At 32.3% G+C, this 23,195-nt stretch carries 23 protein-coding genes; 14 read left to right on the top strand and 9 right to left on the bottom strand.

Going from position 1 to position 23,195, the window contains the following annotated elements:
• The first annotated feature begins 150 nt into the window (after positions 1–150).
• Together N5D46_RS10750 and N5D46_RS10745 are read left to right on the top strand one after the other, a co-directional pair.
• Positions 151–570 carry a hypothetical protein gene (locus N5D46_RS10750; RefSeq protein WP_280049948.1) on the top strand — a complete coding sequence of 140 codons (420 nt, stop codon included), beginning with the start codon at positions 151–153 and terminating at the stop codon, positions 568–570.
• 5 nt (positions 571–575) lie between these two features.
• Positions 576–1,586 carry a hypothetical protein gene (locus N5D46_RS10745; protein ID WP_280049947.1) on the top strand — a complete coding sequence of 337 codons (1,011 nt, stop codon included), beginning with the start codon at positions 576–578 and terminating at the stop codon, positions 1,584–1,586.
• Between the two features lie 431 nt (positions 1,587–2,017).
• Here the strand turns inward: N5D46_RS10745 and N5D46_RS10740 are convergent, their stop codons facing one another.
• Positions 2,018–2,416, bottom strand: a complete 399-nt coding sequence (locus N5D46_RS10740) for a DUF4296 domain-containing protein (RefSeq protein ID WP_280049946.1) — start codon at positions 2,414–2,416, stop codon at positions 2,018–2,020.
• Entirely contained in the window at positions 2,413–3,135 is a 723-nt protein-coding gene (locus N5D46_RS10735) for a polyprenol monophosphomannose synthase (protein ID WP_038336742.1), read from the bottom strand. Before N5D46_RS10735 ends, N5D46_RS10740 begins: the two co-directional genes overlap by 4 nt.
• Before the next feature lie 66 nt (positions 3,136–3,201).
• Here N5D46_RS10735 and N5D46_RS10730 point away from each other — a divergent pair, with 66 nt between their 5' ends.
• From N5D46_RS10730 to recJ, 3 genes are read left to right on the top strand one after another with little or no spacing between them, the layout of a single operon-like run.
• Complete coding sequence (locus N5D46_RS10730; RefSeq protein WP_038336743.1) at positions 3,202–3,876, top strand: DUF4271 domain-containing protein; 675 nt, start codon at positions 3,202–3,204, stop codon at positions 3,874–3,876.
• Between the two features lie 7 nt (positions 3,877–3,883).
• Positions 3,884–4,633 carry a uroporphyrinogen-III synthase gene (locus N5D46_RS10725; protein ID WP_019974792.1) on the top strand — a complete coding sequence of 250 codons (750 nt, stop codon included), beginning with the start codon at positions 3,884–3,886 and terminating at the stop codon, positions 4,631–4,633.
• A 48-nt stretch (positions 4,634–4,681) separates the two neighbouring features.
• Positions 4,682–6,382: a single-stranded-DNA-specific exonuclease RecJ gene (gene recJ, locus N5D46_RS10720; protein WP_280049945.1), complete on the top strand. Its 1,701-nt coding sequence runs from the start codon at positions 4,682–4,684 to the stop codon at positions 6,380–6,382.
• Here the strand turns inward: recJ and rsmI are convergent.
• The 3 genes from rsmI to N5D46_RS10705 form a co-directional block, all read right to left on the bottom strand.
• A complete protein-coding gene (rsmI, locus tag N5D46_RS10715) occupies positions 6,379–7,053 on the bottom strand; it encodes a 16S rRNA (cytidine(1402)-2'-O)-methyltransferase (RefSeq protein WP_221854392.1) in 675 nt (224 codons plus the stop codon). The genes recJ and rsmI overlap by 4 nt on opposite strands.
• A 60-nt stretch (positions 7,054–7,113) precedes the next feature.
• Positions 7,114–7,608, bottom strand: coding sequence for a DUF4252 domain-containing protein (locus N5D46_RS10710; protein ID WP_038336746.1), 495 nt, complete (start codon positions 7,606–7,608; stop codon positions 7,114–7,116).
• Between the two features lie 62 nt (positions 7,609–7,670).
• Positions 7,671–9,422, bottom strand: coding sequence for a 1-deoxy-D-xylulose-5-phosphate synthase (locus N5D46_RS10705; RefSeq protein ID WP_280049944.1), 1,752 nt, complete (start codon positions 9,420–9,422; stop codon positions 7,671–7,673).
• A gap of 71 nt (positions 9,423–9,493) precedes the next feature.
• Here N5D46_RS10705 and N5D46_RS10700 point away from each other — a divergent pair, with 71 nt between their 5' ends.
• The 4 genes from N5D46_RS10700 to N5D46_RS10685 are packed head-to-tail and all read left to right on the top strand — an operon-like array spanning position 9,494 to position 13,133.
• The gene (locus N5D46_RS10700) at positions 9,494–10,072 is read left to right on the top strand and encodes a DUF3109 family protein (RefSeq protein ID WP_280037310.1); all 579 of its coding nucleotides are present in this window, start codon (positions 9,494–9,496) and stop codon (positions 10,070–10,072) included.
• A gap of 13 nt (positions 10,073–10,085) precedes the next feature.
• Entirely contained in the window at positions 10,086–11,747 is a 1,662-nt protein-coding gene (locus N5D46_RS10695) for a hypothetical protein (RefSeq protein ID WP_125349979.1), read from the top strand.
• 5 nt (positions 11,748–11,752) lie between these two features.
• Positions 11,753–12,757, top strand: a complete 1,005-nt coding sequence (locus N5D46_RS10690; RefSeq protein ID WP_219034045.1) for a Gfo/Idh/MocA family oxidoreductase — start codon at positions 11,753–11,755, stop codon at positions 12,755–12,757.
• Positions 12,738–13,133: a hotdog domain-containing protein gene (locus N5D46_RS10685; RefSeq protein ID WP_038336752.1), complete on the top strand. Its 396-nt coding sequence runs from the start codon at positions 12,738–12,740 to the stop codon at positions 13,131–13,133. Before N5D46_RS10690 ends, N5D46_RS10685 begins: the two co-directional genes overlap by 20 nt.
• Before the next feature lie 43 nt (positions 13,134–13,176).
• Here the strand turns inward: N5D46_RS10685 and N5D46_RS10680 are convergent, their stop codons facing one another.
• From N5D46_RS10680 to N5D46_RS10670, 3 genes are all read right to left on the bottom strand, one after another.
• Complete coding sequence (locus N5D46_RS10680) at positions 13,177–13,473, bottom strand: type II toxin-antitoxin system RelE/ParE family toxin (protein WP_280049943.1); 297 nt, start codon at positions 13,471–13,473, stop codon at positions 13,177–13,179.
• The gene (locus tag N5D46_RS10675) at positions 13,458–13,691 is read right to left on the bottom strand and encodes a hypothetical protein (protein WP_038336755.1); all 234 of its coding nucleotides are present in this window, start codon (positions 13,689–13,691) and stop codon (positions 13,458–13,460) included. Before N5D46_RS10675 ends, N5D46_RS10680 begins: the two co-directional genes overlap by 16 nt.
• A gap of 110 nt (positions 13,692–13,801) precedes the next feature.
• Positions 13,802–14,323, bottom strand: a complete 522-nt coding sequence (locus tag N5D46_RS10670; protein ID WP_280049942.1) for an acyl-CoA thioesterase — start codon at positions 14,321–14,323, stop codon at positions 13,802–13,804.
• 180 nt (positions 14,324–14,503) lie between these two features.
• Here N5D46_RS10670 and N5D46_RS10665 point away from each other — a divergent pair, with 180 nt between their 5' ends.
• From N5D46_RS10665 to N5D46_RS10650, 4 genes are all read left to right on the top strand, one after another.
• On the top strand, positions 14,504–14,899 hold the full coding sequence (locus N5D46_RS10665; RefSeq protein WP_180905720.1) for a hypothetical protein: 396 nt from the start codon (positions 14,504–14,506) through the stop codon (positions 14,897–14,899).
• 156 nt (positions 14,900–15,055) lie between these two features.
• A complete protein-coding gene (locus tag N5D46_RS10660) occupies positions 15,056–16,138 on the top strand; it encodes an efflux RND transporter periplasmic adaptor subunit (RefSeq protein WP_219034048.1) in 1,083 nt (360 codons plus the stop codon).
• Between the two features lie 18 nt (positions 16,139–16,156).
• A complete protein-coding gene (locus tag N5D46_RS10655) occupies positions 16,157–19,324 on the top strand; it encodes an efflux RND transporter permease subunit (RefSeq protein WP_280049941.1) in 3,168 nt (1,055 codons plus the stop codon).
• On the top strand, positions 19,317–20,765 hold the full coding sequence (locus N5D46_RS10650; protein ID WP_280049940.1) for a TolC family protein: 1,449 nt from the start codon (positions 19,317–19,319) through the stop codon (positions 20,763–20,765). The genes N5D46_RS10655 and N5D46_RS10650 overlap by 8 nt, the downstream gene beginning before the upstream one ends.
• Positions 20,766–20,843: 78 nt before the next feature.
• Here N5D46_RS10650 and N5D46_RS10645 read toward each other — a convergent pair whose 3' ends face one another.
• Complete coding sequence (locus N5D46_RS10645) at positions 20,844–21,998, bottom strand: SPOR domain-containing protein (RefSeq protein WP_280049939.1); 1,155 nt, start codon at positions 21,996–21,998, stop codon at positions 20,844–20,846.
• A gap of 88 nt (positions 21,999–22,086) precedes the next feature.
• On the opposite strand from N5D46_RS10645, the gene dprA reads away from it, so the two are divergent.
• Positions 22,087–23,184 (top strand): DNA-processing protein DprA, encoded by a 1,098-nt coding sequence (dprA, locus tag N5D46_RS10640; RefSeq protein WP_280049938.1) that lies wholly within the window; start codon positions 22,087–22,089, stop codon positions 23,182–23,184.
• Positions 23,185–23,195 lie beyond the last annotated feature (11 nt).

Raw genomic sequence — 23,195 nt, 5'->3', positions numbered from 1 at the left:
AAAAGACATTATATTTTTTTATACAAAATGATTTTGTTTTTATACAAAAACCCGCAATTCTTCGGTTTTGTATAAAATACGCATTGGTTCGTATAAATTTGAATTTGGGACTAATTTTTTGCTTTTTATTTACGTCGAAAAATTAGTAATATGTCGCATGCAAAAGTGTTAAAATTATATAATCTTATAGACGAAACTTCGTTATCTGAAGAACAACTTGAATGTAAAATTATTCAAATAGTTGATCTTATTCGATTTATAGAAATTTACAATGATTCTATTTTGATCAAAGATTTTTTGAAATACAATTGTAGCATTATTTCCCATGAAAACAAATCAATCGGAATTGTGTTTTGTGAGCAACTCGAAGAAATTGAATCGCTTATCGCCACACAAAAACTTTTGATGATAAAGGAAAAAGAATTTCTGAATGAATTATGGATTGTTTTTGTTAAAGATTATCAACAATCAATTAATATTGAAAGTATTAGCAATGATCGTAAACTCAATCTTTTTGACAAGATTTTTAATTTCAATTTTTATAAACAAACAATTTTACAAGCCAGATAATAGCCATGAAATTAATTAAAACGTCAACAATATTATTTTGTCTTCTAACAAATGTTACCAATGTATATGGGCAAGACAATAAGGAAATAAAAGAACAAGATAGTATTTCCAAAAAAGCCTATATATATTTGACGCAACAATTTTCTGTTCCAAGACCATTGAATGTAGAATACACTTATGCCACGCCAACAAAATTTACTTCGAAAACGGATGGGAACAAAACTGATGGTAATCGAATTAATCATTATTCACAACTGAATATCAGTACAAATATCAATATTTTGAAAAAAAAGAATTGGATTCTTAGTACGACTCTTGGTTATAAGAATACCAATATGGATATAGAATTTGCTGAACCAACGTTTCAAGAAACAAAAAATGTAGATATTAATGCACATTATCTCTATGAATCCTTGAATTTGGCTTATAGTACAAAACTTTTTAACAAGCCTACTTTTCTAAGTTCTAGTCTTATTTTTGATGGTAGCGACAAATATTTTGGTCGAGTAAAAGGACTTGTAACAGGAAATATTTTATTAAAATCTACAGATCGAACTAAAATATTAGTAGGATTAGGATTGAACATTGATGAAGGTACTAAAACACCTGTAATTCCAATGTTTACCTTACAACATAGATTTAATAATGACTTTTTTGCAGATATTATTTTACCAAAACAAATTCTTTTCAGAATGCATCCTTTCAAAAATTCTCGATTATCAATAGGAACTGAATTGGAAGCAAACACGTTTTATTTATATCATTTGAATCCCAATAATTTATCTGAAAAATACGAATACAGACAAGTCGATTTAAATAATGGATTGAAGTACGAATATTTATTAAAACACAACTTTATTATCACTGCCAAAACAGGAGTAAAAACGCTAATTACAAACGGTTTATTTAATAAAAAAGACACGTTTGATGACAAGTTTTTCTCTTCGACACAAGATCCTTCGTTTTATTTTAATGTAGGACTTTCTTATAATCCTTTTGTAAAAAAGCGAAAATAAATCAGTTATTGTCTCCCCAAAAAAAGCCTTACAATAAGTATCGAAAGGCTTTTTAAATCTATCAACTATTAACTACTTGGGTAGTTATTACCTTTTGCAATGTTGCGAAATAAGACGATTTCTTTTAAGATAAATACAGGGATTTGTTCGTTAAGAATTCAAAAATATTAAGATGGTTAAAGTGATTACTATAATTAAAATAGAAACAATAACGACATCTTTATAATTGATTGTTTTCGAACCAAATCCAACTTTCTTTGATTTACTTATCTTTTTAGATTGCATCAGAAGGATTTTTTAGTTAATACAAATATAGATTATAAATTTAATTGAATAACTTATTTGTAATTAAATAATTGTAAAAATTACAATGTAATTATAAGGTAAATTATAACAAACAAAAAACCTCAAGCGATTCACTTGAGGTTTTGTTATTTTTCTGCTTCTATAACGTTATTTAAGCTATTCTTTTGATTTTTTTGACGCTCTTTTTCTTCGTCAGATAATTTATCTTCAAGATTCTTTTTCACATCATTCAGCATATCTTTGAATTTTTCGGGCTGCATCATATAATATTTGTAGCTCTCAGAAAATTGATGAAACGTGATATCATAACTTTTCATAATATCTACGGCATCTTTTGCTAAATCGATACTTTGATCTTGGTTTTGAGTAGGAAACATCTGTAAACCTTGTTGACTAATGTATAAATCTGTAAGAATATCAATCATTTCAGATTTACCGATGAGATCTTTTGGTTTGTCGTAATTTTTTGGTGCGCAACTAAAAATACTCAAAAAAATCAGTGATAGAAAGATCAGGTTTTTCATAATTTACCAAATATTTTTCTTAATCGTAACGAAATTACACCAAAAACAGCTTCTCCAATAATATCAGAACTAATTTTTGATTCGCCTAAAGTTCTGTCTGTAAAAATAATAGGAACTTCTTTTAGCTTAAATTTCTTAATCCACGTTTTATACTTCATTTCAATCTGAAAACCATACCCTTTGAACTGTATTTTATCCAAATCCAAAGATTTCAACACGTTTGCTTTATAACCAACAAAACCAGCTGTTGCGTCATGTACAGGTAATCGCGTGATGATGCTCACATATTTCGACGCAAAATATGACAATAAAACTCTGTTCATTGGCCAATTCACAACATTTACACCATTAGAATAGCGTGAGCCAATTGCTAAATCGGCACCATCTGCTAATGCTTGGTATAAGCGAGGTAAATCATTTGGATTGTGTGAAAAATCGGCATCCATTTCGAAAATATATTCGTAATTATTTGCCAAAGCCCATTTAAATCCATGTACATAAGCGCGTCCTAAACCATCTTTTGTGGTACGAATTTCTAAATGCAAACGTCCATTAAATTCAGGAATCAAGCGTTTTACAATATCATTCGTTCCATCTGGAGAACTGTCGTCAACAATAAGCACATCAAATGCTCCGTCAGCAGCCAAAGCTGCACGAATAATGGCTTCTATGTTTTCTTTTTCGTTGTAGGTCGGGATAATAACTAATTTGTCCGACATAAATATTATTTTGTGGGCATAAAGATAGTTATAAGATTGTTAGTCTTTTGTATTTTTGAAAAAATTATGAAAACAAACGATTTAATCTCGATAGGAAAAAATACACTTGGCAATGATACTGTTCTTATTGCTTTGACGGTGTGTTTGTTATTGGTTTGTGCAGCAAAATACTTGTTTGCGAAAAATTTCAAAACGCTTGATAATAAAACCGAATACATGAGTTTTACGGATGATAATACGACATTATTTAGTTTTATTGTCAATGGTGTGACGGTTTTGTTGATAAGTTTGTTGTTGGTTTCGTATTTTGATATCACGTATAATCATATTCCAAATTTTAAGTTTTATTATCTTTCACGTGTCGGAATTACCTTTGGTGTAATCAGTTTGATTATGCTTTTTAGGTTGATGATTGAGGTGGTTTTCTATCGTGTTTTCTATGAATCTAGTTCTGTTTCATATTTTATGAAAAGTTCGAGTTTTGTCAATGCAAAAAATGTTTTACTCTTACTTATTATTTGTTTTTTGTTTTTTTACACACAAATTAACAAAGATTACTTGATGGTGATTGGCTTTATTTTGTTGTTTTTGAATAGAATATTCGAAATTTATCATATATACGCAAAACAAATAAGTGACAATAAATCAGTTTGGTATTATAATATTTTGTACCTTTGCACCCTAGAAATTTTACCTATAATGGTATTAGCAAAACTATTAATTGTAGGTAAAGTAATCTAAAATTACTATGAAAGTTAAATCAATATTAGTATCTCAACCTAAGCCTCAGGCAGAAAACTCGCCATACTACGAGATTGAAAAAAGAAATAAAATCAAAATTGATTTTAGACCATTTATCCAAGTTGTCGGAATAGACGCTAAAGAAGTAAGACAACAAAAAATTGACTTTAGCAAAGTGACTGCTGTAATTTTTACAAGTAGAAACGCTATTGATCATTTTTTTCGTTTAGCAGAAGAAATGCGCTTTACTGTTCCTGACTCTATGAAATATTTTTGCGAATCAGAAGCAATTGCATTCTATTTACAGAAATACATTGTTTACAGAAAACGTAAAATTTATATTGGAGAAAAAGTTTTTGCGGATATGGTGCCTTTATTTAAAAAGCACAAAGACGAAAACTTCTTATTACCAGCATCTGATGTTTTAAAACCAAATGTTCCTACTTTATTAGATAGTTTAGGATTAACTTGGCAAAAAGCAACTTTGTTTAGAACTGTATCGAGTGATTTATCTGATTTGTCTGATGTAAAATACGATATTTTAGTATTCTTTACACCTTCAGGAATCAAATCATTATTTGAAAATTTCCCAGATTTCGTGCAAGAAAATACAAGAATTGCCGTTTTCGGAAAATCGACAGTAGATCAAGCAAAAGAGATGGGATTACGTGTAGACATTGAGGTGCCAACACCACAAACGCCTTCAATGACAATGGCGTTAGATAAATACGTGAAAGAAGCAAATAAATCAAAATAATATTCGCTTTACCCTTCTCTCTAATTAAAAAATATGTAAATTAAAGAGATGGAAAAAAGATGGGAAATAAAAGAACAGCCCAATACTGAAGTTGTTAAGGATTTAAGAGAATCGCTTAACATATCTGAGGTGCTTGCTATTTTATTAGTCCAACGTGGAATTACGAATTTTGCTCAAGCCAAATCGTATTTTAATCCATCCTTAGACGAATTGCATGATCCTTTTTTGATGAAAGGAATGTCTGATGCGGTTTCACGTATCAAAAATGCAATTGATGATGAAGAAAATATCTTAATATTTGGAGACTACGATGTAGATGGAACGACAGCTGTAACTTTGTTTTACGAATTTCTGACTTCTATCTACTCGAAAGTCTTTTTTTATATTCCAGACCGAAATAATGAAGGTTATGGAATCTCTCAACAAAGTATAGAATTCGCTGTACAAAATAATATTTCACTTGTTATTGCTTTAGACTGTGGGATTAAAGCACACGAAGAAATAAAATATGCACAATCAAAAGGCATAGATTATATTATTTGTGATCACCATTTACCAGATCGTTCTGTGCCAAAAGCGTACGCTGTTTTAGATCCGAAACAAAAAGGTTGTCGCTATCCTTACAAAGATTTGAGCGGTTGTGGTGTTGGGTTTAAATTGGTGCAAGCTTATACCGAGAAATTTAATCTTCCGAAAGAAAATCTTTTATCTCTTTTAGATTTAGTTGCAGTAAGTATTGCGGCTGATATTGTTCCGATTACAGGAGAAAATCGTGTGCTGGCTTATGCCGGCTTGAAACGATTAAATTCAGAACCTCGTTTAGCTTTTCAGCAATTAATTCCGACTAATATTAAAAATAATGTCAATATTTCGAATGTTGTTTTTTCTATTGCGCCAAAAATTAATGCTGCAGGTCGTATAAAACACGGTTCGGAAGCGGTTCGTTTTATGTTGAGTACAGATGAAGAGGATTGCCGTAAATATTTGAATGATATAAATTCATTAAATAATGAACGCAAAACCTTGGATCTTGATATGACACATGATGCACTTTTTCAACTGGATCAAATTAATACCAAAGAAAAATATTCGACCATTGTTTACGATGCTTCTTGGAATAAAGGAGTAATCGGAATTGTTGCTTCTCGTTTGGTCGATTTGTATTATAAACCAACCATTGTTTGCACGAAGAATAATGAAGGCGAAATTGTATGTTCGGCTCGCTCTATTCAAGAGTTTGACATACATTCGGCAATCGAAAAAAACAAAGATTTGTTAACACAGTTTGGTGGACATATGGCTGCTGCTGGTTTGGCAATGAAAGAAGAAAACTTTGAAGAATTCAAGATTAGATTTGATCAAACAGTGAAAGAAATGTCGAATGGAAAACATTTTACGCCATCAATTTTGATCGATAAAGAGATTTCTTTTAAGGATATGACACGTTCTTTCTTGGAATCGGTGATGCGAATGGCGCCTTTTGGACCAGATAATATGAATCCTGTTTTTATTTCGAAGGATTTATTAGCAACGGATTTCCGATTAGTTGGTAAAGAACACGCGCGTTTGTACGTACATCAGCGAGATACACGTATTACGTTTCCTGCAATTGGTTTCAAATTAGGGAAATTTGGACCAAAATTAGAGAAAGGACAATCGTTTGATATGGTTTACACAATCGGAATGAATTATTGGCAAGGAAAAGGAACTTGGCAATTGAATATCAAAGATATTCGCTTCAACGATTAATGATGTCCTTCTATAACCAAAACCATTTCACCTTTTAAATTTCTTTTTTCAGCTATTTCGGCTAATTCAGTTAATGTTCCGCGTAAAGTTTCTTCAAATTTTTTCGAGATTTCGCGTGATAAACTTGCTTTGCGTTCAGCTCCAAAAGCTTCGGCTAAATCTTTTAATGTGCGTCCAATTTTATGTGGAGATTCGTAGAAAATCATCGTTTTCTTTTCTTCTACTAATGAATCTAATTTCGATTTTCGACCTTTTTTCACAGGTAAAAATCCAACAAAAGTAAATTCATTATTTGGTAATCCAGAAACAACTAATGCAGGAACAAAAGCGGTTGCACCTGGTAAACATTCGATTACGATATTATTTGCTACACATTCTTTTGCTAATAAATAACCTGGATCAGAAATACCTGGAGTTCCGGCATCAGTAATAATCGAAATGATTTGACCATCTTTTAGCTGACGAATAATATCTTCAGTTGCTTGATGCTCATTGTGCATATGGTAGCTACGCATTGGAGTAGAAATTTCGAAATGTTTCAGTAAAATACCACTATTTCGCGTGTCTTCTGCCAAAATCACATCCGATTCTTTTAGCACATCAACCGCTCTAAATGTCATATCTCCCAAATTTCCGATTGGCGTCGGAACCAAATATAATTTTCCACTCATGCGACAAAGTTACAAAGTAATTTCAAAAGAAAAAGCCAGCAAATTAGCTGGCTTCCTATATTATTTCAAAATATCTGCTAAATCTGCAATATCTTCAGCCGAAACTTTGTCCAAAATTTTGTCTAAATCTGTTCTAGGAATATCTAATTTCGAATCGATAACCAATACATTTCGTAAACCGTTAATTCCAAAAATCATTTTCTTAACTCGTCCGCCATCTTCTTGTAATGAAATGTTCAAACGGCTGTCTTTCGCTTTGAATTTGACTAAGTTCTCATATTTTTCACCACGCATAGATGACTGCAAATCATTCATGATTCTTTTTTGCTTTCCTTGTCCAGCATCTGAAACAACAAAAACTTTAGCCGATTTTAAATAATTAAATAAATCTGTTCCACCAGCTTTTCCAGCTAATTTCAACGCAAAAGAAGGTAAAGGAATTACAGTAGATTGATTATCATATTTTTTGTAGAATTCTTGCATGTTGCTTGTTGTACCGCAAGATTGCAATGTTAACAATACTGCTATAAAAGATAAACCGATTATTTTTTTCATTGTTCTTGTGTTTATAAATTAGAAAAAGCTATTACAACTCTCGTACCGAAAATTATTAATTTTTAGGATTGTTGAATTTTTAGGTAGGAAAAAATCATTTCTAAAATCGATGAATCATCCAAACCAACGATTTCTTCTAATTCGGTAATCGAAGCGTGTTCGATAAATTCGTCTGGATAACCGTTGATTGTAATATTTCCTTTGTAATGTATTGAATTCAGAAACTCTAAAATTCCACTTCCAAAACCTCCTTTTTTAATCCCATCTTCAAAAGTTAGTATGGTAGAATATTTCAACGAAATAGCTTTTAAACGAGATTCATCTAAAGGTTTGATAAAAGGAAAATCAATCAAAGCAACTTTATCTTGAAGATGATTTTGGATGATAATTTCTTCGATTCGAGAACTAATCAATCCAGTCGAAAGAATTGCTAATTGATTTCCTTCAAAAATAATTTCAGATTGACCGATTTCTATTTTTTTGACTTTAGAATTGCTTGTTTGGATATTATTTTTTGGATAACGAATAGCAAATGGTTGAGTTGTAAACTGCGCTGTGTACAATAGATTTTTGAAATCTTTTTCGTTTCGAGGCGAAGACACAATCATATTCGGAATTTCGCGCAAATATGCAATATCAAAATAACCATGATGCGTCGCGCCATCTGTACCAACGAATCCTGCACGATCAATACAAAATACAACAGGTAGATTCTGTAACGCTACATCGTGAATGACTTGGTCGTACGCACGTTGTAAAAATGTCGAATAAATCACACAATACGGAATGGTATTTTGCGTCGCCAGACCAGCTGCAAACGTCACCGCATGTTGTTCTGCAATCCCGACATCAAAAACACGTTCAGGGAAATCTTGATGACATTTTACTAAATTGCTTCCTGTTAACATAGCAGGCGTTATGGTTACAATTTGTGAATTATTTTCAAGTAATTGATGCATGGTTTTTCCAAAAACATCTTGATACGATTTTTCTTTTTTCTTCGATTTTATTTCACCCGTTTCTTTATCGAACAAACCAGGAGCATGCCATTTTACTTGATCGATTTCGGCTTGTTCGTAACCTTTTCCTTTTGTTGTTTTGATGTGTAAAACTTTTGGACCTCTGATTGAATCAGCTTTATTGAAAGCATTCAGTAATTCATCAAAGTTGTGCCCATCAATTGTTCCGATGAAATTTAAACCAAAATTGGTAAAGATATTTTCGGATTGATTTTCTAATGATTTAAAATGTTTTTTCAAACCACCAACCGAAGGATCAATTCCGATATCATTATCATTCAAAATCACTAAAACATCCAAATCTGTCGATCCAAGGTGATTCAATGCTTCTAAACTCATTCCAGAAGTAATTGATGCGTCACCAATAATTGCAATATGTTTTCTATTGATTTGATTGATTTTATCTGCTGTTGCCATCCCAACAATTGCTGAAATAGATGTAGAAGAATGTCCCGTTCCAAATGTATCAAACTCACTTTCTGTACGCGTTGGAAAACCAGAAATACCATCTTTCTGACGAAGAGAATCGAAAATTTGTTGACGACCAGTCAAAATTTTATGTGGATAACATTGATGACCTACATCCCAAATCAACAAATCTTTAGGTGTATTGTAGTGATAATGTAATGCAATCGTTAATTCAATCACACCCAAACTAGCACCTAAATGTCCTGGTTTTACACTCAAAGTATCCAAAATAAACTCGCGCATCTCGTGAGCTAAAGCAGTTAATTGAGACGCTTCAAAAGTCCTAAGTTCCTTAGGATGATTGATTTTTGAAAGTAGATTATCCATTATTCTTTTACAAAATTACATTTTTCTGAGGAATTTTCCGTACCTTTGCATGTTACAAAATTTAATGTAACATGTTCCAAATAGGAAAAACCCTTGTATCTGAAGAACTACTAAATGAAGATTTTGTTTGTAATCTGAACAAATGTAAAGGGATTTGTTGTGTAGAAGGTGACGCAGGAGCGCCTTTGAATGATGACGAACTAATTGTATTAGACGATATTTATGAAGATGTAAAACCTTATTTGCGTCCAGAAGGAATTGCGGTGATTGAGCAAGAAGGTAAGTACACAATGGATACTGACGGCGATTGGGTAACTCCATTAGTCAATAATCGTGAATGTGCCTATTTAGTTTTCGAAGAAAATGGTTTTTCAAAATGCGGTATTGAAAAAGCATACGAAGATGGAAAGGTCGATTACAAAAAACCAATTTCTTGTCATTTATATCCAGTTCGTGTTAAGGAATATTCAAATTTCACTTCTGTGAACTATGATGTATGGGATATCTGCTCAGATGCTTGTACCTTAGGAAAAGAATTGAAAGTGAATGTTGCAACATTTGCAAAAGATTCGTTGGTCCGAAAATTTGGACAAGAATGGTACGATGAATTAATGGCCATTCAACAAGAATTAAACAACCAAAAAAAGTAAAAAAAAAATTATTATGTCAATAACAAGAGCAAGAAGATCTACTGACGCTATTGAAAGATTATATATCTCTATGCGTCATTTATTTCATAGAGGAGTGTACCGTCCATCTGGTGCACCTGGAAAAATATTAAGAAATTTATTATTCGAAATTAATCCTGAAATCTACGGGTCAATGACAGATCCAAACAAAGTAGAATTAAGTGGGTTGATGTACGTTTTAGATCGTTTACCAGAAGGAATTGTAGAAACGCCATATGTGTCTTTTACATCTGACGAAGGTTATGATCGTTCTATTTTTACACCAATTATTCCTGCAAAACGTCGTCGTTTTTGCTATAGAATTGATGATGACCAGATGAATATCGAAATTTCTCGCGGTCGTTCTGACATTTATGATGTGTTAACGCACTTAACATTTTTATATAACGAAGCGGATAAAATCAGAAATAGAGCATTTAGTAACGAAACACTTTCTAAAAGTAGAGCGTGGGAATTTATCGAAAATGTTGCATTTAATGAAGTTGAAATTTCTCGAAAAGAACGCGAAGTTGCTTTGATGCATTTATCGACGATTTTAGGAAGAACATTTGAAGAAACACAAGAAATTCATCATTATTTCAGTAAAGCAGACGACAAAGATTATTTTTTCCGTGTAGTTTATTGGATGGGATATACTAGCCAACAAGATCGTATCGGAACAAAGAAACGTGAAATTACATTTACGTCAACTTTACGTGAATCGATTGGTCATCATATGATTGGAGAAAAATGGGCGAATGAAATCAAACGTGTATTATTCGAAAATAATCTTCAAGATAAAAACATTCACATCATTTCTGCTAATATGCATAGTGTGTCTAACATGTTGTATGCCTATGATGGATTAAAAAGAAAATACAAAAATGATGGTGTAGAAATTTACGAAGATTTGAGTGCGGCAAACAACAAAATGTTGCGCGATTCGTTAAATGAATACACTCAACAAAATGGTTTAGTTTACATCAAAGATCAATCAGGAACAAATATCGATGTTCAAATTATTGATTTATCTAAAGTAAACATTGCAAATTCAGCATTTTCTTATGCAAAAGATAAGAACAATGAGGTGATTATTGTGATGGATTATGCCTTTGGTGAGCAAGCATTTGAGGCGATGGATGAGTTGTTGAAACCATACAAAGTAGGAGATGTAAAATTCAAAATGAATGTAAAATCTGTTGCGATTATGGGTAAAGCTGGTATTCTTGAAGGAATAAAAGGTGATATAATGATTGCTACAGCGCATGTTTTCGAAGGAACAACAGATAATTATGTTTTTGATAACGAATTAACCGCTGCAGATTTCGAAGGACAAGGTTTAGGTGTTTATGAAGGACCAATGATTTCGGTTTTAGGAACATCATTACAAAATAAAGACGTTTTAGAGTATTTCAAAAATTCGTCTTTCCAAGCGATTGGATTAGAAATGGAAGGTGCGCATTATCAAAAAGCGATTCAGGTTGCGTCAAAAATTAGACATCACATCGATAAAGATGTTAAAGTAATGTATGCTTATTACGCTTCTGATAATCCGTTAGAAACAGGAAGTACATTGGCTTCTGGAGGTTTAGGATTAACAGGTGTAAAACCAACTTATCTAATCACACAAAAGATATTAGAAAAAATTATTAAATAAATTCAATGAAGAATTTTTCCATTTTAGGCTACGGTCATATTGGACGTGTACATCAACAAGCGATAGAAGAAACGGAAAATGCGCAATTAATTTCGGTGATTGATTTCAATTTACCAGAAGATTTACCTTTCAAAGGTTATTCAACACTTGAAAGTTTTCTGAACGAAGATCAAGAAACTGATGTTGTTGTGATTGCTACGCCAAATGGTTTGCACCGCGAACATGCGATTCGTTGTTTAAAAGCGGGAAAAAATGTTTTGATTGAAAAACCAATTGCATTAACTGTAGAAGATATTACTGAAATACTGAAAGTTGCTGACGAAAAGAAACTTAGAGTTTTTACGTCGATGCAGCTTCGTTTTTCTCCAGTTGTGCAATATGTAAAGAATTTGATAGATAATAATTCATTAGGGAAAATTTTCATGGTGAATATTAATTGCTATTGGAATCGTAACAAGAATTATTACAAGTTGCGTGAATGGCACGGAAACCAAGAAATGGATGGAGGTGTTTTATTTACTCAATTTTCGCATTTTGTTGATATCATGAATTTTTGGTTTGATGAGGTAATTTGTACAAATTCAAAAAGTTTCAATTTTACGCATCAAGAAGTGACAGAATTTGATGATTCGGGTTGTGTTGATTTTACTGCCGATGGAGCAATCGGACATATGATTTATACAACGTCAGTTTTCAATAAAAATTTCGAAAGTAATATCACGCTTATTGCTGAAAAAGGAACAATAAAGATTGGAGATCAATATCTTAATCAAATGATTTATTCTGATTTAAAAAATGTGTGTTGTTCAAACAAAATTTCTACTGAACAAAAGAATTTTCATCCTAACGCCATTGCCGAAATTTCTGACGCGTTAATCCGTCATAATGAATCTTTGTTAGATGGAAAATATGCTGTAAATTTAGTCAAGTTTATTTCGGATGCGAATCATTTGGCAACAGAAAATAAGCAAGAACTTAAAATAGAAAACTATGAAATTTCACACTCGTAAATGGGTAAAACCAGAAGATCTTAACCCAAACAAAACACTTTTTGGAGGAAAGCTTTTGGCTTGGATTGATGAAGAAGCGGCGTTGTATAGCATTGTGCAATTAGAAAATTCGCATGTTGTGACCAAATATATGTCGGAAATCAACTTTATGGCTTCGGCTCGTGAAGGTGATATTGTAGAAATTGGAATTGAAGTGGTGAAATTTGGAACAACTTCATTGGTTTTACAATGCGAAGTACGTAACAAAATGACGCATGAAACCATTATTACAGTCGATCGAATTACGATGGTAAATTTAGATGCAGAAGGAAAACCAAAACCACACGGGAAAACACAAATAGAATATGTGGTGGATCGTTTAGCTGGAAAAGGTTAAAAAATTATATCAATAAAAAAGTCGAAACATTGTTTCGACTTTTTTATTTTATTCTGAATTTATTCGGCTTTTGTTTTGAACTTTTTATCGTTAAAATATAGAGATTTGAATCTTTTACTTCATAAAATAGAAGATATTCTTTAATAATTTTGACTCTAACATCTTCAAAATTTGTTTTTCTTCCAATTTCAGGAAATAAGATAATTAGATTGATTTGATTTTGAATTAATTGAAAAAGTTTTTGACTATAAATAGTTGATTTATTTCGATTTTTCCAATAATCAAGAATGTCGAATAATTCATTTTTTGCTTGAGTTGTCCAAATTATTTTTTCAACCATTCATTCATTTCTTCGTTAACAACAGAATTTGACAAAACATTGTTACTCGAAATCTGATTTTTAGCTTCTTTTATAGCAAGTTCTTCTTCTTCAGAAACTTCATAAATAGAACTTTCGGTTTGAAATTTCAATAATTCTAAAATTTCTTCTAATTTCACTTTATCATTCAGATTTGAAATTTGAAGAATTAGTTCCAATTTTAAATCAGAAATACTCATATTGTTTTGTTTTAGAATAAGATAAAGTTAATGAAAAATTTAAAACATAAAAAATCGTTGAATTTATTTAATTAAAATTCAACGATTTAGATGATATTGTAAAAAAAGATTTACTCTGCAAAAAACAACGATTTTAATTCGTGTGCATCAGCAGGATTCATTCTTCCAGCTAAAATCAAACTTAATTGTTTACGACGCAAAGCAGCTTCATAACGCTCGATTTCTTGTTCAGATTCTGGAATTAATTCAGGGACTTGAACAGGTTTATTATCATTATCAACGGCTACAAATGTATAAATACCGCTATTTGTTTGGTTATAAACACAATTTTCGTAATCGTAAACATAGACATCAACATACACTTCCATCGATGATTTGAATGCGCGAGTTACTTTAGATTCTAACTTCACTGTACTTCCCATCGGAATCGGAATGTTAAACGCAACGTGATTGACACTTGCTGTTACAACCAAAAAACTTCCACCATGCATTTTCGCAGAAATAGAAGAAATTCTGTCCATAGAAGCCAATAATTCGCCTCCGAACATGTTTCCTAAGTTGTTGGTTTCATTCGGTAAAACCAAGTTTGTCATTACTGCTAACGACTCTTTTGCTGTTTTTGCTTTCGCCATAAACTTTTGTTTGTTGGGTGCAAATTTCAACAAAATATTCGAGTTTTGAAACAGTTATTATCGTTGTGTTAAGTATTTGTAATTGAGTTTTTTATTAAATCAATAAAATTTTATAGTTAAAAAATGTTAATATAGATTATTGTATTATTTCAAGTCTTACATTTGAACAGAATTATGAAAATGTTTATCACATACTTGCTGTCTGCTTTATTTCTGCTATTTTTTGCGGAAACTAAAGTGTTTGCGGGTACTCAACATTTTCAAGGAAATTTAACTTCGCAGACAGTTGTTAACGATAATACACATATTTATCACGCAAGTAAAATTGTTGAAACTAAATTTTCTAAAACTTCAAATTCAAATCAATTTCAAGAATTTAATCCAAGTATCGAAACGATTGATGATGATTTTCAGACATCAAACAAAATCGATTTAGAAACTTGTATCAAACTATTAAGTGTTGTTCTGGTTTTAAACTTTATAATTCAAGGTTTAAGAAAGAAACACATCTTCTACAATAAAACCATCAAATTTTCGAGTTGTAAGTACATTTTGTTACGTACAATCAGAATTTGATTGATTTCTTAAATTTTTAAAATTACACCAAAAATTAGTGTTCAGTTCATGAATAGCTGAATGTTAACCAATTTTTGTATGTAATATTTTTTGGTAAAACTACTTCTGCCAAGAAATCCATTTCATCAAATTTTACATTTAATAGTTAGAAGAATTATGAAAAGAGTCGCATTATTTGTAGCTCTAAGTACTGTATTGTTGACAACAAGTTGTTCATCAAAAAAACAGGAAAAAGAAGAAGTGAAAGATTATCCAATCACAACGCCAATCAAAATGGATACGATTGTAGATAAGGATTATGTAGCCCAAATTCAATCGGTACGAAACATCGAAATTCGTGCGCAAGAAAAAGGTTATTTGCAAAAAGTTTTTGTGGATGAAGGTCAACATGTACAAGCTGGTCAATTGTTGTTTCGCATTATGCCTTCGATGTATCAAGCCGAATATTTAAAATCGAAAGCTGAGGTAAAAGAGGCACAAATTGAATTACAAAATTCAGCAACTTTGGCTGATAATAATGTCGTTTCTAAGAACGAAAAAGCCATTGCGCAAGCACGATTAGAAAAATCGAAAGCAGAAATGCAATTGGCTCAATTACATTTATCATTTACAGATATTCGTGCACCATTTTCTGGTGTTATTGATAGAATTCCTATGAAATTGGGAAGCTTGATTGACGAAGGAATGTTATTAACAAATTTATCTGATAACTCATCAATGTTTGCTTATTTCAACGTTTCTGAACCTGAATATTTAGATTATCAAACAAATATTCAAGATAGAGCGAATAAACAAGTTTCGTTGATTATGGCGAATAATAAACCTTTACCAGAAAAAGGTTTGGTAGAAACGATAGAAGGAGAATTTAACAACGAAACAGGAAATATTGCGTTTCGTGCACGTTTTGCAAATCCAAATCATCTGTTAAGAAATGGTGAAACAGGGAAAGTAAAAATGACAGTTCCGTTACATGATGCTTTATTAATTCCACAAAAAGCAACCTACGAAATTCAAGATAAAACCTATGTTTTTGTAGTAGATAAAAATGGTGTTGTCAAATCGAGAAATATCACGATTGGTTTAGAAATGCCTGATGTTTATGTGGTAGAAAGCGGACTTTCAGAGAAAGATAATATTTTGTTAGAGGGTGTTCAGAAAGTGAAAGATGATGATAAAATCAAAACGAAATTTATTGCACCTAGAAAAGTTCTTTCATCGTTAAAATTAAAATCAAACTAATCTAAAAAAATCAAAGTTATGTTTGATAAATTTATTCGAAGACCCGTTCTTTCGATTGTCATTTCGTTGATTATAGTTTTTTTAGGAATTCTATCATTAGTCAAATTACCTGTAACGCAATTCCCATCAATTTCGCCTCCAAAGGTGAATATTACAGCGGAATATCCCGGTGCGAATAACGAATTATTGATCAAGTCGGTTGTAATTCCATTAGAACGTGCGCTAAATGGTGTTCCTGGAATGAAATATATTACATCTGATGCTGGTAATGACGGTGAAGCGTCTATTCAAGTGATATTTGATTTAGGAACTGATCCCAATATTGCAGCTGTAAATGTGCAAAACCGAGTTTCTTCAGTTGTCAATAAACTTCCGCCTTTGGTAGTTCGCGAAGGTGTGAAAATCACACGCGAAGAATCAAACATGTTGATGTACATTAACTTGTACAGTAATGATCCAAAAGCTGATCAACAATTTTTATATAATTATGCAGATATCAATATTTTATCTGAGTTGAAACGTATTAATGGAGTTGGAGATGCAGATATTTTAGGAAACCGAGAATATGCAATGCGTGTTTGGTTAAAACCAGATAGAATGCAAGCCTATAATATTTCTGCGGATGATGTGATGAAAGCGTTGGATGAACAAAGTATTGAAGCTTCGCCAGGGAAAACAGGGGAAAGTTCAGGAAAACGTTCAGAAACATTCGAATATGTGTTAAAATATTCAGGTCGATATAACACAAAAGAGCAATATGGAAATATCATTTTAAGAGCAAATCCTGATGGAGAAATCTTACGTTTAAAAGATGTTGCTAATATAGAATTTGGAAGTTCGATGTATGATATTTATTCAACGTTGAACGGAAAACCTTCTGCCGCAATTGTGATAAAACAATCGTACGGAAGTAATGCGAGTGAAGTCATCAAAAACATCAAAGCATTGATGGCAGATTTGAAAGAAAATAATTTGCCAAAAGGAATGGATTACGAGATTTCATATGATGTTTCGAAATTCTTAGATGCTTCGATGGAAAAAGTGGTACACACACTTTTTGAAGCTTTCGTTTTAGTTGGTATTGTGGTATTTTTATTCTTAGGAGATTGGCGTTCTACATTGATTCCTGCGTTGGCGGTTCCTGTTTCTTTGATCGGAACTTTTGCGTTGATGAGTTTCTTTGGAATTACATTAAACTTGATTTCATTATTTGCCTTAGTTATGGCGATTGGAGTTGTCGTCGATGATGCGATTGTGGTGATAGAGGCTGTCCACGCCAAGATGGAAGAGAAAAATCTCTCGCCTTTACGAGCGACGGAAGAAGCGATGCGCGAAATTAGTGGAGCAATTATAGCAATCACATTTGTAATGGCAGCTGTTTTTATTCCAGTTGCGTTTATGTCTGGTCCAGTTGGAATTTTTTATCGTCAATTTTCGATTACGATGGCAACATCAATTATTTTATCAGGAATTGTTGCCTTAACGCTTACACCAGCTTTGTGTGCAATGATTTTGAAAAATAATCATAATCAACCAAGAAAGAAAACGATGCTAAATAAATTTTTGTTGAAGTTTAATAATTTGTTCAACAAAGGTTCTTTTAAATACGAAAAAGTTTTAACCAAAACAGTTAACAAACGAACTGTTACATTCGGAATTTTACTTGCATTTTGCGCTGGAGTTTTCTTTTTGAATAATAGTTTGCCTTCTGGATTTATTCCAAACGAAGACCAAGGAATGTTTTATGCAATTATTCAAACACCTCCAGGTTCTACGTTAGAAAGAACGAATGAAGTTTCTCAAAAATTACAAAAAATAGCGGAAGGAATTGATGGCGTTTCATCAGTTTCATCTTTGGCTGGTTATGAGATTTTGACAGAAGGTACAGGAGCAAACTCTGGAACTTGTTTAATTAACTTGAAAAGTTGGGACGAACGTTCTAAGTCTGCGGAAGAAATCATCAAAGAATTAGAAGAAAAAGCTGGAAATATTAATGGTGCGAATATCGAATATTTTCAACCACCATCTGTTCCTGGATATGGAGCTGCAGGAGGTTTCGAGTTGAGATTATTGGATAAAGCGGGTAGTGGAGATTATCATAAAATGGAAGAAGTGAGCCGTGATTTTGTAAAAGAATTAACTCGTCGTCCAGAATTGAGCTCTGTATTCACATTTTATAGTGCTTCCTTTCCTCAATATGTCTTGAAAATTGATAATGATATTGCCGAACAAAAAGGAGTTTCGATCGAAAATGCGATGGATAATTTATCAACATTAGTTGGTTCTAATTACGAAACAAGTTTCATCAAATTTGACCGACCTTATAAAGTGATGGTACAAGCTTCGCCAGAATATCGTGCGCTACCGGAAGATTTATTGAAATTGTATGTGAAAAATGATCAAGGTGAAATGGTTCCATATTCAGCTTTCATGAAAATTGAAAAAGTATATGGTTTATCAGAAATTACGCGTCACAATATGTATAATGCAGCAGAAATTAGTGGTACGCCAGCTTCTGGTTATAGTAGTGGACAAGCGATTGCAGCGATTAATGAAGTAGCTAAGAATACTTTGCCTCGTGGTTTTGGAATTGATTGGGCAGGAATATCGAAAGATGAGGTTTCTCGTGGAAATGAAGCGGTCATAATTTTTGTCATCTGTTTAATTTTCGTTTACATGATTTTAGCAGCACAATACGAAAGTTTTATTTTGCCTTTACCAGTTATTATTTCATTACCAACAGGGATTTTCGGAGCATTTTTCTTCTTGAAATTATTAGGATTAGAGAATAACATTTATGCACAAGTTGCAATGGTGATGTTGATTGGACTTCTCGGTAAAAATGCGGTGTTGATTATTGAGTTTGCAGTACAAAAACATAACGAAGGTTTATCAATTGTAAAATCAGCGATTGAAGGTGCGGGTGTTCGTTTCCGTCCAATTTTGATGACATCATTTGCGTTTATTGCAGGTCTTATTCCGTTGGTTATTGCTTCTGGTCCGGGAGCAGTAGGAAATAGAACAATTGGTACTGCTGCTGCAGGCGGAATGTTGTTCGGAACTATTTTCGGGTTGTTTATTGTGCCTGGTTTGTATGTTGCGTTTGGCGCTTTGGCGGATAAAATGCAATTGGTGAAATACGAAGATGAAAATCCTTTAACAGAAGAAATCACGGAAGATGAATAAAAATAATTTAAAAAATATAATTGCAATAAGTCTTTTTGGAACAATGATTTGGAGCTGTAAAGCTCCTGCGGTAAGCAAAGAGATTGAAAATCATCAAGCACCAAAAATTCCAGAAGCTTATCAGAATGTTCAAAATGATAATACACCAAGTTCTGGGTTAACGCCTTGGAAACAATTTTTTACTGATCCAAATTTGGTCGTTTTGATTGAAGAAGCGTTAAAAAATAACCAAGAATTGATGATTACACTTCAAGAAATTGAGATTTCTAAAAATGAAGTGTTGTACAAAAACGGAAAATTATCGCCAACTGTTTCAGCAAATGCAGGAATTGGAGTTGAGAAAGTTGGTCGTTATACAAGTCAAGGTGCTGGTGATGCTTCGACTGAGATAAAACCCGGGAAAGAAATGCCTGATCCTTTGATGGATTATGCGATTGGATTGAGCGCTGATTGGGAAGTTGATATTTGGAAAAAATTACGTAATTCGAAAGATGCTTCGATTGCGCGATATTTATCAACGGTAGAAGGAAAGAATTTTGTTTTGACAAATTTAATTTCAGAGATCGCGTCGTCTTATTATGAATTATTGTCTTTAGATAGTCAATTGGAGTTAATTCATCGAAATATTGAGTTACAGAAAGAATCACTTCGTGTAGTTAAAATTCAAAAGGAAGCAGCGCGTGAAACTGAATTAGCGGTGAAGAAATTTGAAGCAGAATTATTAAAATCAGAAAGCGAAGAGTTTAATATTAAACAAGATATTACGGAAACCGAGAATAGGATTAATGCTTTATTGGGAAGATATCCGCAAACGATAAAACGTGATGGTTCGTCTTTTATGGATTTGATTCCGCAAACAATGCATGCAGGAATTCCGTCTGAATTATTATCGAATCGTCCTGATATCAAGCAAGCAGAACTAGAATTGAAAGCTTCTGCATTGGATGTAAAAGTGGCTCGTGCAGAGTTTTATCCGTCGCTTAATATTTCTGCGGCTTTAGGATTAAATGCTTTCAAACCTTCTTATTTGGTAAAAATGCCAGAGTCAATTCTATACTCATTGGCAGGAGAATTAGCTGCGCCTTTAATTAATAAAAGTGCGATAAAAGCGGAGTTTAATACAGCAAATGCTCATCAAATACAAGCGTTGTACGAATATGATAAAACAATTTTAAATGCTTATTTAGAAGTGTCAAATCAAATGTCGAAGATTAATAATTTAGAACAAAGTTATTCTTACAAAGACAAACAAGCGAAAGCACTTGTAGAATCTATTGATATTGCGAATCAATTGTTCAAAAATAATCGTGCAGATTATTTGGAAGTGTTAACAACTCAACGTGATTTATTGGATGCAAAAATGGAATTAATCGAAACAAAAGAAAAACAATTAAGTACAGTTGTCGCTATTTACAAAAGTTTAGGCGGAGGCTGGAAGTAGTTTTCATATTCATTCTAACAAAGAAATAAGCTGCCCAAAAGGCAGCTTATTTCGATTTATTTTGTATTAAAAAATGATTTAATTTTCAGTTCTAACCCAAGTTCCAGGAGACTTTTTATTTACATCATTCATATATTTTTGCGCATCTTCTATGTTATTGAAGCTGCTATATGTAACATAATAATAGCGACCTTTTACATAAGAAACTCCAGCATCTTTGTAACCTTGTTTTTTCAATTCTCCAACCAAACGATCAGCATCTTCTTGACGTTTTAACGAAGCCGCAATTACTTGATATTTTTTATTGTTAGATTTTACAGTTGTTTTAGTTGCAATTTCTTTTTTGTCTTCAACTTTCTTTTCAGCTGTTTTAGGAGCTTCAACTTTCGTTAATTTTTTCGTTTCTGTTTTTACAACTTCTTTTGTCGAAGGTTTTTCCTTTACAATTGCGGTAATTTCCTTTTCAGTCTCATTCAGTTTTGTTTCCTTTACAACTGTAATTTCAACTTTTTTAGGCGTTTCAATTGTATCTGTTTTCGTTACCGTTTCGGCAATCTGATATTCAACTAAAGAAGGCTCAGCAATCGTTTGTGGCATATTATACACATCGTATTGCACTGTAGGTTTTTCAGTTTTGGTTGCGTCATCTTTACCAATCATTGGTAAAACCAAACCGCTCCATTGCTCCGTTACGAATTCTTGCACGGGTTGCGGCGTATTAAAATATAGGAAGCCACCAACAATAATGGGAATTAATGAGGCTGCGGCTAAAAATTTTGACATGTGTTTGTTAGAGGTTTTAGTTTTAGACGAATCTAAAATGTAATTGGCTTGTAAATTTGAAAGACCGTAAGCGGCGATGAAATAATTTTGAGCATTTTCTGGTTTGAAGTCAATTTTTCCAGCGTCATTAAATTGTAATGATCCGATATTTTGTAAGGTTAAAACTTTTCCATTTTTCAAATGTTCTTGCCAAAAATAAACTTGTTCATTCAAAAATGTTTGCGCATTTTCAAAAGACATCGGCTCATCTTCTACAATTTTATTCACCAAAACACCATCACTTTTTGTTAAAGTTGTATTGAAAGAAAGCTCTTTTCTTGGCGAAATAAATGTGTTTGTTTTCTCGTCAAACGCCACATTAGCAGTGTTTGAGATAAACGCACCAAAGTTTGGAACGATTACACAATCGTGCTGAAATAATAATTGACTAATATGCTCTTCTAACCTCATACTACGAAATTAACATTTTTTTTAGATTTAGCAAAAAATAAATACTTAAAATTCTATTTAGTTGGTTTAATATTAATAATTTAACAAAATGAAAACCGATTTACCATATATTTTAGCACTTTCTTTCCAGAAAGGAATTGGCGATATCACGGCACGAAAAATTATTCAATTTTTTGGTTCGGCAGCGGCTGCTTGGAATTGTAAACCAAAAGATTTGATGCAAATTTCGGGAATTGGACAGCAAATAAGCAAAGATTTTGGGAATAAAAAATGGTTAGATTTAGCTTTTAACGAAATAGAATATTGTAAAAATAATCAAATCAATATTTTAACTTTTTATGATGAAGTTTATCCACAATTGTTAAAAGAATGTATTGATGCACCTTTGGTGATTTTTTGCAAAGGAAATTTAGAATTTAATCAATTCAATAACAAAAAGATTTCGATTGTAGGTACGCGAAAAATGACTAATTATGGACGAAATTTTATTACTGAATTAATCGAAGGTTTAGCAGATTTTGATGTGACGATTGTAAGCGGATTAGCGTATGGTTGCGATATCGAAGCGCATACAAATGCGCTCAAAGATAATGTGGCGACGTGGTCGGTAATGGGAACAAATTTTGAACGAATTTATCCTGCTGCTCACAAAAAAGTTGCAGTTGAGATGTTACAAAAAGGTGGTTGGATTACAGAACAACCAAGTTTTAAAGCTGTCGTTCCAGAAGCTTTTTTGCAACGAAATCGGATTATTGCAGGCTTATCGGATATTACAATTGTGGTAGAATCTGCTTTTAAAGGAGGAAGTTTGGTGACCGCAAAGTTTGCAAATGAATATAATCGTGAAGTGTTTGCTTTGCCAGGAAAATCAACCGATGCGTTGAGTATTGGGTGTAATTATTTGATAAAATCTCATCAAGCTTATTTGGTCGAAAATTCGAAAGATATTATTGACTATTTTAATTTCAATTCGAAGAAGAAACCAAAACAAATAGATTTGTTTATTGAGTTTTCTGATGATGAAAATTTAATTGTAAATTATCTCAAAACCAATGGAAAGCAACATATTGATAAAATGTCTTTTGACTTAAATTTGAAATCCTACGAATTGATGCCAACCTTATTAGATTTGGAATTAAAGCAAATAATTTCGACGCTTCCAGGCAAATTTTATGATTTATTGTAACAAGTAATACA

It is taken from the genome of Empedobacter sp. GD03865 (assembly GCF_029840775.1).
In the GTDB taxonomy this organism is placed as follows: domain Bacteria; phylum Bacteroidota; class Bacteroidia; order Flavobacteriales; family Weeksellaceae; genus Empedobacter; species Empedobacter falsenii_B.
Note: the sequence above shows the minus strand (reverse complement) of the source record. Positions and strands in the feature narration are given on the sequence as shown.

Coding starts and splice junctions, on each gene's coding strand:
- N5D46_RS10745 (WP_280049947.1), top strand. CDS start 576: ATGAAATTAATTAAAACGTCAACAATATTATTTTGTCTTCTAACAAAT.
- dprA (WP_280049938.1), top strand. CDS start 22,087: ATGAAAACCGATTTACCATATATTTTAGCACTTTCTTTCCAGAAAGGA.
- N5D46_RS10650 (WP_280049940.1), top strand. CDS start 19,317: ATGAATAAAAATAATTTAAAAAATATAATTGCAATAAGTCTTTTTGGA.
- N5D46_RS10685 (WP_038336752.1), top strand. CDS start 12,738: ATGAAATTTCACACTCGTAAATGGGTAAAACCAGAAGATCTTAACCCA.
- N5D46_RS10675 (WP_038336755.1), bottom strand. CDS start 13,691: ATGAGTATTTCTGATTTAAAATTGGAACTAATTCTTCAAATTTCAAAT.
- N5D46_RS10725 (WP_019974792.1), top strand. CDS start 3,884: ATGAAAGTTAAATCAATATTAGTATCTCAACCTAAGCCTCAGGCAGAA.
- N5D46_RS10730 (WP_038336743.1), top strand. CDS start 3,202: ATGAAAACAAACGATTTAATCTCGATAGGAAAAAATACACTTGGCAAT.
- N5D46_RS10665 (WP_180905720.1), top strand. CDS start 14,504: ATGTTTATCACATACTTGCTGTCTGCTTTATTTCTGCTATTTTTTGCG.
- N5D46_RS10645 (WP_280049939.1), bottom strand. CDS start 21,998: ATGAGGTTAGAAGAGCATATTAGTCAATTATTATTTCAGCACGATTGT.
- N5D46_RS10670 (WP_280049942.1), bottom strand. CDS start 14,323: ATGGCGAAAGCAAAAACAGCAAAAGAGTCGTTAGCAGTAATGACAAAC.
- rsmI (WP_221854392.1), bottom strand. CDS start 7,053: ATGAGTGGAAAATTATATTTGGTTCCGACGCCAATCGGAAATTTGGGA.
- N5D46_RS10680 (WP_280049943.1), bottom strand. CDS start 13,473: ATGGTTGAAAAAATAATTTGGACAACTCAAGCAAAAAATGAATTATTC.
- N5D46_RS10705 (WP_280049944.1), bottom strand. CDS start 9,422: ATGGATAATCTACTTTCAAAAATCAATCATCCTAAGGAACTTAGGACT.
- N5D46_RS10740 (WP_280049946.1), bottom strand. CDS start 2,416: ATGAAAAACCTGATCTTTCTATCACTGATTTTTTTGAGTATTTTTAGT.
- N5D46_RS10750 (WP_280049948.1), top strand. CDS start 151: ATGTCGCATGCAAAAGTGTTAAAATTATATAATCTTATAGACGAAACT.
- N5D46_RS10710 (WP_038336746.1), bottom strand. CDS start 7,608: ATGAAAAAAATAATCGGTTTATCTTTTATAGCAGTATTGTTAACATTG.
- N5D46_RS10735 (WP_038336742.1), bottom strand. CDS start 3,135: ATGTCGGACAAATTAGTTATTATCCCGACCTACAACGAAAAAGAAAAC.
- N5D46_RS10700 (WP_280037310.1), top strand. CDS start 9,494: ATGTTCCAAATAGGAAAAACCCTTGTATCTGAAGAACTACTAAATGAA.
- N5D46_RS10695 (WP_125349979.1), top strand. CDS start 10,086: ATGTCAATAACAAGAGCAAGAAGATCTACTGACGCTATTGAAAGATTA.
- recJ (WP_280049945.1), top strand. CDS start 4,682: ATGGAAAAAAGATGGGAAATAAAAGAACAGCCCAATACTGAAGTTGTT.
- N5D46_RS10655 (WP_280049941.1), top strand. CDS start 16,157: ATGTTTGATAAATTTATTCGAAGACCCGTTCTTTCGATTGTCATTTCG.
- N5D46_RS10690 (WP_219034045.1), top strand. CDS start 11,753: ATGAAGAATTTTTCCATTTTAGGCTACGGTCATATTGGACGTGTACAT.
- N5D46_RS10660 (WP_219034048.1), top strand. CDS start 15,056: ATGAAAAGAGTCGCATTATTTGTAGCTCTAAGTACTGTATTGTTGACA.